This is a genomic window from Luteimonas kalidii (genome assembly GCF_029887935.1).
In the GTDB taxonomy this organism is placed as follows: domain Bacteria; phylum Pseudomonadota; class Gammaproteobacteria; order Xanthomonadales; family Xanthomonadaceae; genus Luteimonas; species Luteimonas kalidii.
Genome location: NZ_JARXRO010000020.1, coordinates 550,738 through 566,105, shown reverse-complemented (window position 1 = coordinate 566,105; position 15,368 = coordinate 550,738). Strand labels below are relative to the sequence as shown.

The window sequence follows — 15,368 nt, the reverse complement described above, 5'->3', positions numbered from 1 at the left end:
CTCAGAGTCGTGAAACATGGGGAAGCTGAGGCAGAACGCCTTTTACGTCAAAGACGATTCCGCCCGGCTTCAGCAGTGATTCGACGTCGACAGATGCCTGCGGACCCACGAACTGGTGATGCGCGACCGCCAGAATCACCGCGTCGTAGGCTCCGGGCGCGACGGCGTCGACCAGCTCGATGCCGTACTCACGCCGCGCATCCGCGGCGTCGACCCAGGGGTCGTAGACCTCCAGCCTGGCGTTCGTATCGGCAAGTTCCTTCAGGACATCGACAACCTTCGTGTTGCGGACGTCGGGACAGTTCTCCTTGAACGCCAGGCCAAGCACAAGGATCCGCGAGCCGACGATGTTCAAGCCTGCCTTCGCCATGGTTCGCAGGACGCGATCCGCGACGTAGGGTCCCATCTCGTCGTTGATGCGCCGGGCCGCCAGGATCAGTTCCGGGTTGTACCCCAGCATCGCGGCCTTGTGCGCGAGATAATAGGGATCCACGCCAATGCAGTGCCCGCCCACCAGGCCGGGTGTGAACTTCATGAAGTTCCACTTGGTTCCCGCGGCGGCCAGCACTTCGTGCGTGTCGATGCCGATCCGGTTGAAGATGCGCGACAGTTCGTTCATCAGCGCGATGTTGATGTCGCGCTGCGTGTTCTCGATCACCTTCGCAGCCTCGGCCACGCGGATGGAACTGGCCTTGTGGGTGCCCGCCGTGATGACCTTCCGATAGAGTCCGTCGACGAAGTCGGCCACTTCGGGTGTAGAGCCAGAAGTCACCTTCATGATCTTGGTGACGGTGCGTTCCTTGTCCCCGGGATTGATCCGCTCAGGGCTGTAGCCGCAGAAGAAGTCGGCATTGAAACGCAGGCCCGAGGCATGCTCCAGCACCGGCACGCAGACTTCCTCGGTCACGCCGGGATACACCGTGGACTCGTAGATGACCACGTCGCCGCGCTTGAGGATGGAACCGATGGCCTGGCTGGACTTGAGTAGCGGGTCGAAGTCCGGCCTGCGCGCCGCATCGATCGGCGTGGGCACGGTCACGATGAAGACGTTGCATTCGCGGATGTCTTCCAGGGTTGACGAATAGGTGAGGCTTTCCGCAGCGGCCAGTTCGTCCACAGAGACTTCCAGCGTGGCGTCCTCTCCCCTGCGCAGCGACTCGACACGATCCGCACTGATGTCGTACCCCACGACGGGCATGGTGCGCCCGAATGCGACCGCCAGCGGTAGTCCCACATAACCGAGGCCCACGATCGCCATGCGTACCTCTCCCGCCAAGGGAGTTCCCGTCCCGTTGTTCTCATTCATCCAGGTGCTTTCCAGTGAGTTGTTCGATCAAGGCGCGGCGTCCGCCGGTTGCGTGCAGCCATTTCCGGGCGAACCTGCGGTGATCCGCGAGCGCCGGCGGATTTGCAAGAAACGCGCTCAACCATGTCCCGAAGCCTGCTACCGGCGCCAGTAAGCCGGAGTGGGCGAACTCCTCGCCCCAAAGGGATTCTGCCCCTAGCACGATGCATCCCGAGGCGATCGCAGCCTGCGCAATCTGCCTCGCGCCGGGAAGCTGGGGACTGCACTGCAGCAGTACGACATCGGTAAGGGCGAGTTCCACGGAATCGACGTCACGCGCGCGCAGCACGCGATCCAGGTTTCCGGACGCAGGCCCATCGTCGGGTTCCGCCGCGAGCCAGACGCGCGTCCGTACCGCACCTGCCAGTTCGGCCCAGGTGTCGCGCTGATCGGGCGTCGTTCCATCTGCCAGGCAGGCGACGGTGAGGCCGCGCCCGAACTTGACCGCCCGCGGCCGAGGCGCGGCGTACCGGGATCTCCCGAACACCTTCGCGCCCCAGCGCCGGGGTTCGGCAGCGATGCCGGGCCAGTCGGCACTGTTCTCGCCGGGCGGAAGAAGCCAAGAGGTCGAAACGCCCAACTTGCGCGCGATGTTGGCCTCGACGTCCGCACAATCAAAGGGGCGCGGCAACCCGCGCGGCATTCGGTCTGGAACGAGCAGAACCCGTTCGGCGGTGAACGCCGAGGGTTCGTCATCCGTGAATTGGAGACAGGACGGGTCACGGACCACCAGGGTCGCAATCCTGACGGCATCGGTCGGCAGTACCTCGCCGAGCCGCCCCCGTGCGATCAGTCCCTGCACCTCGTCGGAAAAACCCTCGAACTCCTTCACGAACGGATAAAGCAACGATTCGATGTGCATCAAGGCGACTTTCGCGCCCGCGTCGGCCAGCTCCAGCATCTCCTCGACGGCACCTTCGGGAAGCGGCGCGTCCGCGCGCGCATCCATCAGGTAGACCACATCCCACTGCCTGCGCGCTTGCGCTCGTTCCGATTCGCGTTCCGGCATGAAGCCGATCGGTTCGGGAAAACACCGCGCCCGCACCGAACCGTTGTTGCGCAGGACGCCACTCCGCCACGACGCTGCGTCATGCCACCAGAGGTAGCCGCGGCGGTAAGCTGCGCGCGCGGGATGACGCCAACCCGGTTTGAATTCCTCACGCGACAGCGAACCCACACGCAGCCTGATGCAGGCAAGATGCTCTTTCAGCAGGGCATGCCGTCGCTCTCCGAAATGGCGCGTGAGGCGGACGGCATACTCGGTGTCCGCCCCCTTCCTGGATGCATCGTAGAAGCCGATCGCCTCGATGGCCCTTTCCCGCCAGAAAGTGAGCGACGAAGCGTTCTCGCGCGAAGCCGACACTCCTGGCAGTGAGAACACCAGGTCGTCGTCCAGGCGCAAGGCCCGACTGCTGCTGGAGATCAGATGCGGATTCGCCTGCATCCGGTCGACCTGTCTCTGGATACGCTCCGGATGCGCCCAGTCGTCACTGTCATGGACCGTGAAAAGGTCCCCTTTCGCCTCCCTAAGTCCGCGGTTGCGCGCGACATAGGTACCGCCGTTGCGCGGCATCCGGATCAGCCGCGCCCGCGAGTCTTCCGAGACCACCGACTGGATGAACTCCTGGTACTCGTCAGGCGAACAGTCGTCGATGACCAGGATCTCCAGATTGCGCCATGTCTGGGCCGTCACGCTCCGGAACGCGCTGATGAACTCGGGGCCCGGGCACCAGGTCGTTACGACGACGCTGACCAGCGGCCCGTCGGGGACCTGCGGCCGCGGCGCGGCCGCCAGGCGGTCGAAGAGGGACCGTTCGCCCTCCTCCGGCAGCAACTCGATCGGCGCGACGCCATCCGCCACGAACTGGTAGTTCAAGGCTTCGAGCCAATCGGCCGAAGCCTGCCCCCCCCGTAAGGCCGGATGTTCGATGTCCGCCCGGATCGCGGCACGGTCGAGCCCCGACAACAGCCCACGGTCCACGATTCGCCGCGCGAACTCGTGGTCGCCAAGCCGGACGGCCAGGTCCGCCGCCAACTTCGCGTGCCGGTCCTTCAAGGCCTCCAGTCCCTTCCGCGCCGCGAACAGGCGATACAGTGCGTGGCCGAACTCCCGATCACCCTCGAGCCGGTTCTGCAGTGCGACCACGCGCGCAAGCGTCAGCACGTGGGCCGCATTGGGCCCTGAAAGCAATGCGGATACGGCCGCCGGGGCCGTGGCGTCGTTCGCGGCAAGTACCTCAGCCCGCAATGTCGGCCAGTCACGGTCGTGCCGGGTCACCAACGCCGCCAGAAGCTCTCTGGCATGGGTGCTCCCGGTCCTGAGTACGGCCCGGTGCAGGTGCGACCGGGACGCCCACATCGCCAAGTATTCGGAGATGATGCTCCTGGAACCGGCGCGACCAGGCGGCCTTTGCTCACCGCTGCCTGCCACCTCGGCCCGCAGATCGTCCATATCAGTGACCGCTCTTCTCATCGTCACTACGATGCACCCGCATCGTCTGCGCCAAAGCGCATCGCCACCATGCGTCCCGCGCATACCTTCGGCTTCGACAATTTCTCATCGAGGCCACGCCAGGCCTCGATGATCTCCAGTTCGTCGCCACGGGTCGCGTCATCGACGAAGATCGTCGCGCCGGTCCGCAGTGCGGGCCGCAACTGAACAAATGCGGGGAGCCTCGCCATCGGGCCCGTACTCTGCGGTGGACCATCGACCAGTAGCATCTCGACGTCGTCGAGCCCTTCGAGCTGCGCAAGATCATACCAATTGGCTGTTTCGCCCCCGCTGAGCTGGCACGGCTTGATCTCGGCAAGGCGGAGATCGACCCAGTCCAGCAGGTCGTTGTCCGACAGCCACCCTCTGGTCTGCCGGAGATATGCCGGATCGTGTTCGATCGACACCAGGCGCCCACTGCCCAACGCGGCGAGTGCGCCCGCGATCCAGACCGTCGACGCCCCACTGCCGAGTTCCACGATCAGGCCCGGCCTTCTTGCGGTCACACCCTCCACGACCGCGAGGATCGCGGCGGGCTCCATCGAGAAGCGGGTCATCGGCGGGCTGATGCGGACGGCAGGAGCACGCTCCCTGAGCGTCTGCATCGCGGCGATGTCCACGACGACGTCGGGCTTCACATGATCGAACAGGCGCCGTGCCAGGCCCATCGCGCCCGTGCTGGCGGATACGGCCTTCAGCGAAGATGCGACGAGCGCCTCGATGTTCTTTCCCTGGACGAATCCCTGCACAAGGGTCGCCTGCTTCTCGCTGTCCTTGCGCATTCCCTGCAGTTCGGCCGGCAGGCGGCCCAAGGGTTCGAGCAGCGCACCGGCATCGTCGAACCTGCGTGAAAAACCTGATTCGAGACGCTCCGAACGTGTGACCAGTTCCTGTCTGAGGGAAGATGCGTCGGACCTGATCTCCCGCAGCGCAGAGCCCGTTTCGTTCTGGCCCTCCGACAGCGCGCGATATTGGCTCGCGACGGCAGCTTCCTGTGCGTCCAGCTTCACATCCACGGAACGCAACGACTCCAGGAGCAACTGCAGCCCATCCTGTTGCTGCGCCGCGGCATCCCGGGCAGCGTTCTCCAACACGCCAACACTCGCATCGAGCAGGGCCCCGATGCGTTCGAACTCTGCCGCATCCTGCTGCTGTGCGGACGCAAGGCCCGCGTCGAGGGAACGGAATGTCCGAAGGACGAGATGCATGACGTCCTTGTGTGCTGTCGCCGTCGAGGTTTCCAGCGCCTGCAATGCGCCGGACAAGCCCGCGCGTGTTGCGGCAAGTTCGTCACGGGTTGCACGCAGCTCCATCCGCACGCTCGAGAGCGCGGCCTTCAGCCTTCCCCTGGCGTCGGATGCACTACGCAACCGCAGCCTGATTTCTGCGTGCTGGCGCCCCGATTCCGCTGCCGCTCCGGCCTGCCGTTCGAGCATCAACAGGCCGATGCCGCGCACGATCCACGCAACGAACACGCCCGCGAGTACCCAGGCGAACAGCCCGATCGCCATCAGCCGGACATCGGCCGTCAGCACCCCCCAGGCGAGGATCGAGGTACCGGCAAGCCCCAGTCCCGCGAGTACAACGGTCTTGAACGCCCTTCGCACCTGTCCTCTTCCAATGTTCATCTCGATACCTTTTCAATGTCAATGCGTTCGCCGGAAATGCCACTGGACCTGTCGCCAAGGCCGGCGAGTCCGATCGACTTCGGGATCTGCGAAAGACTCGCCCGACGAAGGCCTGACATCGACCCCTCTCAGCTCGAGTACGGAATCCCGTCAAAAGACGGACACAGCCGCGTGGTGGCCGCGTCGAAGATCTTCGTCGAGTTTCGCTGGTCCGGTGGAAGCGCCATGAACTTCTGGAACAGGTTACGACTGTTGAATGCCGGCAAGCCGCGGAATGCCATGTCCGATTCCGAGAAGGCGCTGCTGCCCCAGACACCCATCCGGTGCTCCCAGTACAACATGTCGTCGAGCCTGCGACCCATCAGCAGCTCGGGGTCCCATGAGGCAACCTGGCAGAATGTCCGGAATGCGTGGATGGTGTAGTCGGTTCCCGAATTGACGTCGTACGTGTTGGCCAAGTGCTGCGGGCTCGCCGAGGAGATGGCGCGATAGAAGCCTCGCATGACCTCCCCGCCGAAGCCGCGCACGAAGACCGCAGGCCGCTGTTCCTGCTGCCAGAAATGCTCCACCCATCCGGACGTGTTGCCCCGCACATATCCGGTATTTCGCCTGAAAGCCTTCGCAAAGCCGGTCTTTGCAATATCCAGATGCGGAGGCGTGGAAATCTTCACGATCTCCAGCCCCAGCCCGCAGGCTTCCGCGAGACGGCGCGCGATGCGGCTGTCGGCGGAGTCTTCCGACTCCCCGCCCGGGCTGCGCACGAACGTGAACAGCGAGGGCGAGAGGGGCACAACGCCGGCCAGTGCGCAGCGACTGTCGCGACCGGCGCTCACGCCCACGATCGCATGCTCGTCGTGCTGGCGTAGATACGCGCCCAAGCCACTCACATGCTGCACGAGTGCCGCGACCGCGCTCTCGTAGTCCGATTCGATCCTGGGTTCCCTGGGCCAGTAGCGCTCGACTGCCTTGGTCGGGAGCACGAGCCTGGTATTGGGCGTCAGTTGCCTGACTCCCTCGAACGGCGAGTCAAGGCCGGGAAGATACTTCACGTCGCGCCTGAAATATCCGCGCGACGTGATGAACGGAATGATCCACTCGCGAAGTCCGGTACCAAGGATATCGGCCACCAGGCCGGCGTGGGACGCCACGACAGCGCCGCTGTCGCTGTCGCTGTCGCTGTAGAAGATGCTCCGCGAGCCCATGGCATCGTGGTACACCTCGAGTCGACGGCCGGGCTCGAGGACGAACAGCGCGAAACGGCCGGCCATCCCGTCCAGGCGCTCGAGCAGATCGCCCTGGAGCAGATAACGGGCCGCGTCCTGGTAGATCCCGGCTTCGGGCTCGAAGGCATCGCCCACAAGCCATGCCGACCTGCCGGCATGTTCCGCGTGCTGCACCGGCACCCGTGCGTCGACCCGCAGACTGTACCCGGGCATCTGGACCACCTGCCAGCCGGCGACCGCGACAGGCGGCTCGACCCGGTCGGCGGTGAGCAGGAACCCGCGCGCGTAGAGCAGCCCCTGCGGTATGTCGCCCGGGACCGGCATACCGAGGCCCGAGCCGCGGCGGCCCTGTTGCGGGACGTTGCCCAGCCTCCTCAACCACGATGTCAATCCGCGCGAGGCCATCAGATGAACACCACGCCCGGAACGTCTTCGCCGCGACCCGCGATCGTCGTCCGGTTACGCAACTGCTCATGGTCCACGTTCCAGGTATGGAAGCCCTGCTGGCTGCTCCGGAACAGTGCGAAGTTGAAGAAATCGAAGCCGTGCAGGTCGTACCCCGCGGCGTCGGCCCTGCGCAGGAAGTTCGTATCCGATCCCTTGCGGCGCACGTCCGAGAAAGGGACTGCGGCGAGGACTTCCCGCTTCCCGATCAGCGTGCCTCCCGCGATGTGTACTTTCTCGCCCTGGCCCGCGACGCGCCGCTGCCAGGACCGGCCCAGCGCAAGCGCAGGATCGAACAGGATCTCGTCGCTTCCTTGGGAATAGGTGAACGCGGCCGTCTTGCCGCCCACGTGGAAATCCGCGAACTTGCGCCAGAGCATCATGTCGCTGAGGTACTCGGGACCGTACAGGTCGTCGTCGTCGATCTTCGCCCAGTACTCGGCCTCGGTCTGGGACGCGGCGAAGTTCAGGCATGTCCCGAGGCTGTGCTCGCGCCCAAGACGGTGGACCGAAATTCGCTCGCCATCGCGGATGAGCTTGCGGGCTTCTTCCAGGGGCGCGTCCCAGCCGTGCAGCACGATGACGAGTTCCTTATGCGGATACCGATCCGCCCGGAAACGCTCCACGCACCGACGCAACAGGTCAGGCCGCATCGTGACCAGCAGGCAGGCTACCGTCGCAGGCGCGATGCCGAAACGCACCTGCAGCCCGAGGTCGGTCGCCATCCGGTCAAGCCTGTCCGAAAGGCAATGTTCTCGCGCCAGCGCCCGCAGCGCGAGGTGATGCGTGCGCGCCAGCCGGACAGGATCGCCCAGCAGGGCGTCCAGCTCGGTGGTGACGGCGTCGACTGATCCGGCCAGTGGCAGTCCGCCCCAACGCGTTTCGGGTTCGTCCGTGGTCGCAGCCACCGCGCCACACGCGATGGATCGCATCATCATGGTGCGCATCGCCCACGCCGGAGTGAGCGGGGAATGCTTGAACAGTTCCGCGCCGACCATTTTCGCAAGCGCGGCCTTGCCCGGCAGATTCAGGCAACCGATGGCGTTGTCGATGAACTCCGCCTGGTCGGTCAGGCGGACTCCGCCGAAGTCCCAGCGACTGTCGCCGACCAAGAGGCGATCGCCCTTGTAGTGGCCGAGCAACGGATCCGCAGCCAGCCCTTCGGACAGGTTCAGCCAGCCGTCGTACAGGACCTTGCCCTTCCAGCCGGGCGCCGTCAGTTGCGGCCAGCGCCGGAAGGGATTGTGGATCGCCGGCTGGATGGCCGGCGCCAACACGCCGACCCTGACCGCAGGCGGCTGCGCCAACGCCTGCGCCAACGCTTCGTCGATCGCATACGCACGATCCGCCAATTCCACCATCCATCCGAAGTTCCCGATCTCGGGAAGCGGATTCCGGAACCAGATCACGGCGGGAATTCCGCGCGCGCGGAACGCGGCAACGAGAGGCGCGAGAATGCGGCGCCCGCGTTCCGGATTGCTGCATACATCCCTCCAGCCACGATTCTCGACGTGCCAGACGGGCTCGATCAGAAGGAAGGCAAACCGGTTGCTGTCGAGTTGCTCCATCCATGCATGTTCGTCCAGCCTCTCGACTTCGGCGTCGAATGCCAGCTCCAGCGCCAGTTCGAGACTTCCGAGGAAGGCGATGCGCGGGGCGGTGCCGTCACCGAAACTGATCAGCGGCGCAGCCCCTGCTCCGGCGCAGGCCTGCAAGTAACCCGTGGGCAGGACGTCTTCCACCAGCGCCTCCGGCCGCAGCATGATGCAGGAGTCGTTGCTGCGCATGACGGTTTCCGGCCCGGCCACCACCATTGCCTCGGGGATGTCGGAAGGGAGGCAGGCGCCCCACGCGATCGCAGGGATCTCCTCCATCAAGGCGGGCGCGGCCCCCTCTGTCAGCCCCACGGGCTCTGACGCGCCGAGCATCGTCCGCAGCTTGCGCAAGGGCCCGGTGATGCGCCAGGAGGTGCTTCGCAGGATCTGCTCCTTCTCCCAGGCCAGGGACTTGGCCTTGCGCTGTGCTTCGGCAAGCCTGCGCTTGAGCCTGTCTTCGCTGGCGAGCGCATCCTCCAGCCGCCGCTCGAGTTCCAGCACGGTCTCGACGGCCTGGGCCTGGTCCTGCCCGCGCGCTTCTACCTGCTGGTCGATACTCATCGACGGACCCTGGCTCTGGAAGTTCGACACGTCATTGCTCCGCTCTGGCGGCGATGGCCTGGGCCGTGGCGACCGCCAGCTCCACCTGGAGCTTTCCGCTTGCCTCGACCTGTTTCCGGTAGAACTGGATCGCATCGGCAACCGGTCCCGAGAACGCGATCTTTCCGCCTTCCATCACGATGCCGGAAGTACACAACCTGCGTGCGAGCTCCATGTTGTGGCTCGCCACGACCACGATCTTGCTTCCACGCACCCGGTCGACGAGTCGTTCCCTGGCCTTCCTCATGAATCCGAAGTCACCCGCGCCGAACCATTCGTCAAGCAACATGATGTCGTGTTGCACCACGGTCGAGATCGCGAATCCCAGCCGCATGCGCTGACCTGACGACAAGGTCAGGAGCCTGCGGTTGGAGATGTTGCCCAGCTCGGCGAAATCGAGGATCGACTCCACGACATCACGGATCTTCGCCGAGTCGATGCCCATGGCGGTCGCGCGCAGGAAGATGTTCTCGTGGACAGTGGCTTCCTGGTTGAAGCCCAGACCGAGATTCAGGAGCGCCTGTCGACTTCCGTTCAACTGGAGGCTGCCGACGGTAGGCTGGAAGGCGCCCGTCAGCACGCGCAGAAGGGTGGTCTTCCCCGCGCCGTTGCGACCCAGCAGGATGACGCGCTCGCCTTCCCTGATCTCGAAGCTCACATCATCCAGCAGGCGCGCGAACTGCCGCTTCGGAACCGCGGTGGCCGCGCTGAGCAAGGTGCCTGCCCAGTTCTTGCCCCTGCGCATCGGCTGCTCGTAGTACGGCACGTCGAGAGTCACGCCTTCGGCGCGGATAAAGGCTGTCATGGCGTTTCCGTTCAGATCCACAGAGGCACGAAACGCGCGTAGCGCCGGTAAAGCACGATCGCCAAGCCCCAGCCTGCGACCGTCAGACCCACGATGAACGACACGGTCGCCATCGGGATCGCCTCACCCAGAATCGGGTTGCGTGCGAAAGTGATCAGGTGATACGCGGGATTGAGGTGGACCGCCCACCAGCCGAATGTTCCCGCAGGAAAGCGGTCGCCGACCCAGAGGATGGGCGTAAGCAGAAGACCGAACCGCATGGCCGTGTTGATCATCTCGCCGGAATCCGGGTAACGCGCCCCGATCATCGATGTGCAGGTGGACAGCCAGATCGCATTGAGGACGATGACGGGAAACGTCAGCAACAGCGTCAGCACGTTCCAGACCGAGTACATCGGCGACCACAGCAACGCCCCGATGATCACCAGCACGGAGCAGGCGAAATAGAAGAACGCCTTGGCGATCGACCTCAGCACGTAGTCGCTCAGACGCGTGCGCCCATCCATGATGAACGCCTTGTGCGACCGCATGATGGAGCCTGACTCGGCAAGGCTTTGGGTCATGAAGCGGAACAGGACATAGCCGATCGCGAGATACGGGAGATAGAAGGCCGGATCATGGCCCATCACGCGCGAATAGACGCCCCCGATCACCCCGATGAATACAGCTGTCGGGATCACGATCCAGAGCAGGCCGAGTCGGGTGCGCCGGTAGCGGGTGATGATGTCGAGCCAACTGGAATACAGCCAGAAGCCCGGCAGCTTCAGGCTCTCCCGAAGATGGAACAGGTACGTACTCAAGCGATTCGCTCCGGCGTCAACGCAACCGCGAGGTCCGAAAGCAGGTCTTCGACCCCCTCCACCCCCACACTCAACCGCACCAGCCCGTCATCGATGCCCAGGCGCGCGCGGTTCTCGGGCGGTATCGACGCGTGGGTCATCACCGCCGGGTGGTTGACCAGGCTCTCCACCCCACCCAACGACTCGGCCAGGGTGAACAGGCGGGTGCGCTCGCAGAAGCGCTTCGCGGCCTCGAGCCCGCCTTTCAGGCGCACCGAGACGATCCCGCCGAAGCCGTCCATCTGCCGCTTCGCCAGCGCGTGCTGCGGATGCGACGGCAGGCCGGGATAGATCACTTCATCCACCGCCTCGTGCGCCTGCAGGTATTCGGCGATCGCCTGCGCGTTCTCGCAGTGCGCGCGCATGCGCAGGTGCAGGGTCTTGAGCCCCCGCAGCGCGAGGAAGCTGTCGAACGGGCCCTGCACGGCGCCGCAGGAGTTCTGCAGGAATGCCACCTGCTCCGCGAGCGCCTCGTCGTCGCCGACCACCGCGATGCCTCCGACCATGTCCGAATGGCCGTTGATGTACTTGGTGGCCGAATGCATCACGATGTCGGCGCCGTGTTCGAGCGGTCGCTGCAGCATCGGCGAGGCGAAGGTGTTGTCGACCACCACCTTCGCCCCGTGGCGATGGGCGATGTCGGCCACCGCGGCGATGTCGACGATCTTGAGCAGCGGGTTGGTGGGGGTCTCGATCCACACCAGCTTCGTCTTCGGCGTGAGCGCGGACTCGAACGCGGCCAGGTCGGTCATGTCGGCGTAGCTGAAATCCAGCCCCGCGCTGCGGCGGCGCACCCGCTCGAACAGCCGGAAGCTTCCGCCGTACAGGTCGTCCATCGCCACGACGTGGTCGCCGCTGTCCAGCAGTTCGAGCAGCGTCGCCGTGGCCGCCATGCCGGAGGCGAACGCGAAGCCCCGGCTGCCGCCCTCGAGGCCGGCCACGCCCCGCTCCCAGGCGAAGCGGGTCGGGTTGTGGGTGCGCGAATACTCGAAGCCCTGGTGTACACCCGGGCTCGACTGCGCATAGGTGCTGGTGGCATAGATCGGCGGCATCACAGCCCCGGTCGAGGGGTCGTGCGCCTGGCCGGCATGGATCGCCTTGGTTCCGAGCCCCCACGCCGCCGTGTCGACCGCCTCGCGGGGGTCCGTCATGTCACTGAATCCATTGGAATCCGGGGCCGGGATTCTAGCATCGCGGCCGGGCCGGCCGCCCGTTCAGTGAACCCGCCGTCGCAGCCAGTTCAGCAGGTCGATCCGGGTGATCAGGCCCAGGAACCGGGGGCCGTCGACCACGATCGCCACGTGGCCGCGGTCGAACACCGGCAGCAGCGATTCGACCGGCGACTTCACGTCGAGGATGTCGAGCTTGCGGACCATCGCGGTCGAGACCGGATCGCGGAATTTGGCCTCGTCGCCGTAGACGTGCAGCAGCACGTCGCTCTCGTCGAGGATGCCGACGATCTGGTCGCCGTCCATCACCGGCAGCTGCGAGATCTCGTACAGCTTCATGCGCTGGTAGGCGGTGACCAGCAGGTCGCCCGGGGCCAGCACCACCGTGTCGCGCTGCGAATAGGGCCGCAGGATCAGGTCGCGCAGGTCGCCGTGCTGCTCGCGTTCCAGGAAGCCGTTGTCGAGCATCCAGTAGTCGTTGTAGAGCTTGGACAGGTACTTGTTGCCGGTGTCGCAGACGAACACCAGCACCTTCTTCGGCGTGGTCTGCTCGCGGCAGTAGCGCAGCGCAGCGGCCAGCAGGGTGCCGGTGGACGAGCCGCCGAAGATGCCCTCGGTACGCAGCAGTTCGCGTGCAGCCAGGAAACTTTCCTTGTCGCTGATCGCGTAGGCCTTCTTCACCCGGCTGAAATCGGAGATCGAAGGCAGGAAGTCCTCGCCGATGCCTTCCACCATCCAGCTCGCCGATTTGTCGCTGAGCGTGCCCTCGTTGATGTACTCGGCCAGGATCGACCCCACCGGGTCGGCCAGCACCAGCTCCACGTCCGGCGCATGCTCGGCGAAGCAGCGCGACAGGCCGGTCATGGTGCCGGAGCTGCCGCAGCCGAACACCACCGCATCCAGCCCGCCGGCGTCCGCCATCTGGCGCAGGATCTCCGGCCCGGTGCCATGCTCGTGCGCGGCCGGGTTGTCGGGGTTGCCGAACTGGTTGACGAAGTAGGCCCCAGGGGTCTCGCGGGCGATGCGCTCGGCCAGGTCCTGGTAGTACTCGGGGTGGCCCTTGGCCACGTCCGAGCGGGTCAGCACCACCTCGGCGCCCATGGCCTTGAGGTTGAAGATCTTCTCCCGGCTCATCTTGTCCGGTACCACCAGCACCAGCCGGTAGCCCTTCTGCTGCGCCACCAGCGCCAGGCCGATGCCCGTGTTGCCCGCGGTGCCCTCGACCAGGGTGGCACCGGGCGCGAGCTCGCCACGCGCCTCGGCGGCCTCGATCATCTTTAGGCCGATGCGGTCCTTGATCGAACCGCCCGGGTTCTGGCTTTCGAGCTTGAAGTACAACTCGCACGGGCCGGCGTCGAGGCGCTGGGCGCGCACGATCGGGGTCTGCGCGATGAGCTCGAGGACGGAAGCGTGGATGGTCATGCGCGCTCGTGGATGCAGCCGGAGGAGCGGCGATTATCGCATCGGGCCGTGAGGCCGTCGGTGGCGCATCGGGAACAGCACACGGGCGACGGCGACCGACGAGGATGGCCGCCGCCGCCCGTGACTTCAGAAAGGCGGATCAGTGGGGGAGCGTGTCGTAGAGCCGGGTCAGGCGGTCTTTCGCAGCCAGCTTCTCGCGCTTCATCTGGGCCAGGGTGGTGTCGTCGATCGGGAGCACGCCGAGCTCGGCGTCCAGCACCTTCTTGTCGAGTTCCTTGTGGCGCTGGTAGAGCTGCTTGAACTCCGGATTGCCCTTGATCAGCGCGTCGAGTTCCGCCTGCGGTTGGCCTTCGAACATGGAAATCCTCCTGCGAACATGCGAACGCCCCGGCCGCTGGCGGCTCGGGGCGTCGTCTCTGGGGGCAGACCGGGGACCAGCCGCGCGCCCACCTGCATGCCCGGCGCGGCGGGCCTGGCGGCCGGCGGCGGGGATCTGGTGGTGGATCGGCTGGGTCATCTGGTCGGTCTGGCTCTGGCCCGGGCGGCGTTGCGGAGCGCAACCGCCCGGTGACTTCGACCCTACTCCTCCCACCCGGGGCCGACAAGGCCCTCCCGCACACCTGTGTTCCGCCGCGGGTCACACATCTGAAACGGGTGGGTCGCGGCCGCAGCGCAGGGTCCGCCGCGCACCCTCACGCATCCGCCCATGCGGCAGCAAGCGATTGATTCAAAACGGAAACCGCGCGGTGGGTCAGCGCGGCTGGGTGGCTGCGTCCGGCTCCAGGCTGCGCAGCAGCTCTTCTTCCTGGCGCTTGAGTTCGGCAGCGCGTTCGCGGGACGCGCGCAGGCGCGCGGCCTCGCGCGAAGACACGCCCTGCAGCACGGTCTCGGCCTCCTGGCGGGCCATCGACTCGGCCTCGGCGGTCTCTCGCAGGCGGGCACTTTCCTCGGCCTGGATCTGGGTCTGGATGCGCAGGCGCTCGGCCTCCTGGCGGGCCCGCGCCGCCTCGCGGCGGCTGGCTTCGAGCAGCAGATCCGTGCGCTCACGATCCAGGCGGTCGATCGCGCGCCGGGCGGCATCGGTGCGGGCGGCGATCTCGGCGGTTTCGACCCGCCACTCGGCCACCTGCAGCGCGGAGGCACGCTGCCGCGCGCGCGCGGCGGCCAGCGCATCCACCGCCTGGCGGGCCTGCAGACGCTCCAGCGGCGCCATTCCCGCGAACGCCATGTCGGCATCGATCGCGACCAGGCGTTGCTGCAGCCGGGCCACGTCCGGATCCTCCGCGGCCCGCGCCGGCGGCCACGCCAGCAGCAGGGCCAGGGCAAGGCCTGCCAGCAGGCTCGCGCTTGCGTTGCGCCCGGTCATGGCGCGTCCTCCATCCGCAGGCGCTGGCGCAGGTCGGCGATCTCGGCGCGACGCTGGTCCAGTTCTGCGTCCGTCACGGCCTCGCGGCTGCGCGCCTGGGCGAGGCCGGCAAGCGCGGCCGAGCGCACCGCCAGGTCGCGGGCGTCGGCCTCGCGACTCTCGGCCATCGCCGCCTGCGCCTGTGAGAGCAGCCCGCGCGCGCGCTGCAGGTTCTGGGGCGCGTACTGCTCGGCATCGGCATCCGACGCCCGTGCCACCGCCTGCTGGGCGGCGTTGAGTTCCCCGGTTGGTGGCGGGGTCGATGCGCAAGCCGTGAGCGCGAGCACGCATCCGCAGATCAGTGCCTGCGCCGTGGTCCTGAAGTATGCGAAGCTTGTCGCCATTGGGGGGCCGTACCGTTTCCGGGTGCGCGCCATTGTCGGCAGCCTTCGCCGGATGCGC

At 66.2% G+C, this 15,368-nt stretch carries 12 protein-coding genes; all 12 read right to left on the bottom strand.

The genetic code is table 11. The annotated features are described in order from the left end of the window. Position 1: 1 nt before the first annotated feature. Entirely contained in the window at positions 2–1,306 is a 1,305-nt protein-coding gene (locus QFW81_RS16115; RefSeq protein ID WP_280580222.1) for a nucleotide sugar dehydrogenase, read from the bottom strand. Next, complete coding sequence (locus QFW81_RS16110; protein ID WP_280580221.1) at positions 1,299–3,797, bottom strand: glycosyltransferase family 2 protein; 2,499 nt, start codon at positions 3,795–3,797, stop codon at positions 1,299–1,301. The genes QFW81_RS16115 and QFW81_RS16110 overlap by 8 nt, the downstream gene beginning before the upstream one ends. A 26-nt stretch (positions 3,798–3,823) precedes the next feature. After that, positions 3,824–5,464 (bottom strand): class I SAM-dependent methyltransferase, encoded by a 1,641-nt coding sequence (locus QFW81_RS16105; RefSeq protein ID WP_280580220.1) that lies wholly within the window; start codon positions 5,462–5,464, stop codon positions 3,824–3,826. A 128-nt stretch (positions 5,465–5,592) separates the two neighbouring features. After that, positions 5,593–7,092, bottom strand: coding sequence for a hypothetical protein (locus QFW81_RS16100; RefSeq protein WP_280580219.1), 1,500 nt, complete (start codon positions 7,090–7,092; stop codon positions 5,593–5,595). Beyond that, positions 7,092–9,317: a glycosyltransferase gene (locus QFW81_RS16095; protein WP_280580218.1), complete on the bottom strand. Its 2,226-nt coding sequence runs from the start codon at positions 9,315–9,317 to the stop codon at positions 7,092–7,094. Before QFW81_RS16095 ends, QFW81_RS16100 begins: the two co-directional genes overlap by 1 nt. Position 9,318: 1 nt before the next feature. Further along, on the bottom strand, positions 9,319–10,131 hold the full coding sequence (locus QFW81_RS16090; RefSeq protein ID WP_280580217.1) for an ABC transporter ATP-binding protein: 813 nt from the start codon (positions 10,129–10,131) through the stop codon (positions 9,319–9,321). Between the two features lie 11 nt (positions 10,132–10,142). Next, positions 10,143–10,931: an ABC transporter permease gene (locus QFW81_RS16085; RefSeq protein WP_280580216.1), complete on the bottom strand. Its 789-nt coding sequence runs from the start codon at positions 10,929–10,931 to the stop codon at positions 10,143–10,145. Beyond that, entirely contained in the window at positions 10,928–12,121 is a 1,194-nt protein-coding gene (locus tag QFW81_RS16080; RefSeq protein WP_280580215.1) for a cystathionine gamma-synthase, read from the bottom strand. The genes QFW81_RS16085 and QFW81_RS16080 overlap by 4 nt, the downstream gene beginning before the upstream one ends. A gap of 63 nt (positions 12,122–12,184) precedes the next feature. Further along, on the bottom strand, positions 12,185–13,561 hold the full coding sequence (locus QFW81_RS16075; RefSeq protein ID WP_280580214.1) for a pyridoxal-phosphate dependent enzyme: 1,377 nt from the start codon (positions 13,559–13,561) through the stop codon (positions 12,185–12,187). A gap of 139 nt (positions 13,562–13,700) precedes the next feature. After that, positions 13,701–13,919 carry an HP1242/YdcH family protein gene (locus QFW81_RS16070; RefSeq protein WP_280580213.1) on the bottom strand — a complete coding sequence of 73 codons (219 nt, stop codon included), beginning with the start codon at positions 13,917–13,919 and terminating at the stop codon, positions 13,701–13,703. Between the two features lie 393 nt (positions 13,920–14,312). Next, complete coding sequence (locus tag QFW81_RS16065; RefSeq protein ID WP_280580212.1) at positions 14,313–14,927, bottom strand: hypothetical protein; 615 nt, start codon at positions 14,925–14,927, stop codon at positions 14,313–14,315. Continuing rightward, a complete protein-coding gene (locus tag QFW81_RS16060; RefSeq protein WP_280580211.1) occupies positions 14,924–15,310 on the bottom strand; it encodes a DUF4398 domain-containing protein in 387 nt (128 codons plus the stop codon). The genes QFW81_RS16065 and QFW81_RS16060 overlap by 4 nt, the downstream gene beginning before the upstream one ends. Between the last annotated feature and the right edge of the window lie 58 nt (positions 15,311–15,368).

Coding starts and splice junctions, on each gene's coding strand:
- QFW81_RS16075 (WP_280580214.1), bottom strand. CDS start 13,561: ATGACCATCCACGCTTCCGTCCTCGAGCTCATCGCGCAGACCCCGATC.
- QFW81_RS16060 (WP_280580211.1), bottom strand. CDS start 15,310: ATGGCGACAAGCTTCGCATACTTCAGGACCACGGCGCAGGCACTGATC.
- QFW81_RS16070 (WP_280580213.1), bottom strand. CDS start 13,919: ATGTTCGAAGGCCAACCGCAGGCGGAACTCGACGCGCTGATCAAGGGC.
- QFW81_RS16110 (WP_280580221.1), bottom strand. CDS start 3,797: ATGGACGATCTGCGGGCCGAGGTGGCAGGCAGCGGTGAGCAAAGGCCG.
- QFW81_RS16090 (WP_280580217.1), bottom strand. CDS start 10,131: ATGACAGCCTTTATCCGCGCCGAAGGCGTGACTCTCGACGTGCCGTAC.
- QFW81_RS16105 (WP_280580220.1), bottom strand. CDS start 5,464: ATGAACATTGGAAGAGGACAGGTGCGAAGGGCGTTCAAGACCGTTGTA.
- QFW81_RS16115 (WP_280580222.1), bottom strand. CDS start 1,306: ATGAATGAGAACAACGGGACGGGAACTCCCTTGGCGGGAGAGGTACGC.
- QFW81_RS16065 (WP_280580212.1), bottom strand. CDS start 14,927: ATGACCGGGCGCAACGCAAGCGCGAGCCTGCTGGCAGGCCTTGCCCTG.
- QFW81_RS16100 (WP_280580219.1), bottom strand. CDS start 7,092: ATGGCCTCGCGCGGATTGACATCGTGGTTGAGGAGGCTGGGCAACGTC.
- QFW81_RS16080 (WP_280580215.1), bottom strand. CDS start 12,121: ATGACGGACCCCCGCGAGGCGGTCGACACGGCGGCGTGGGGGCTCGGA.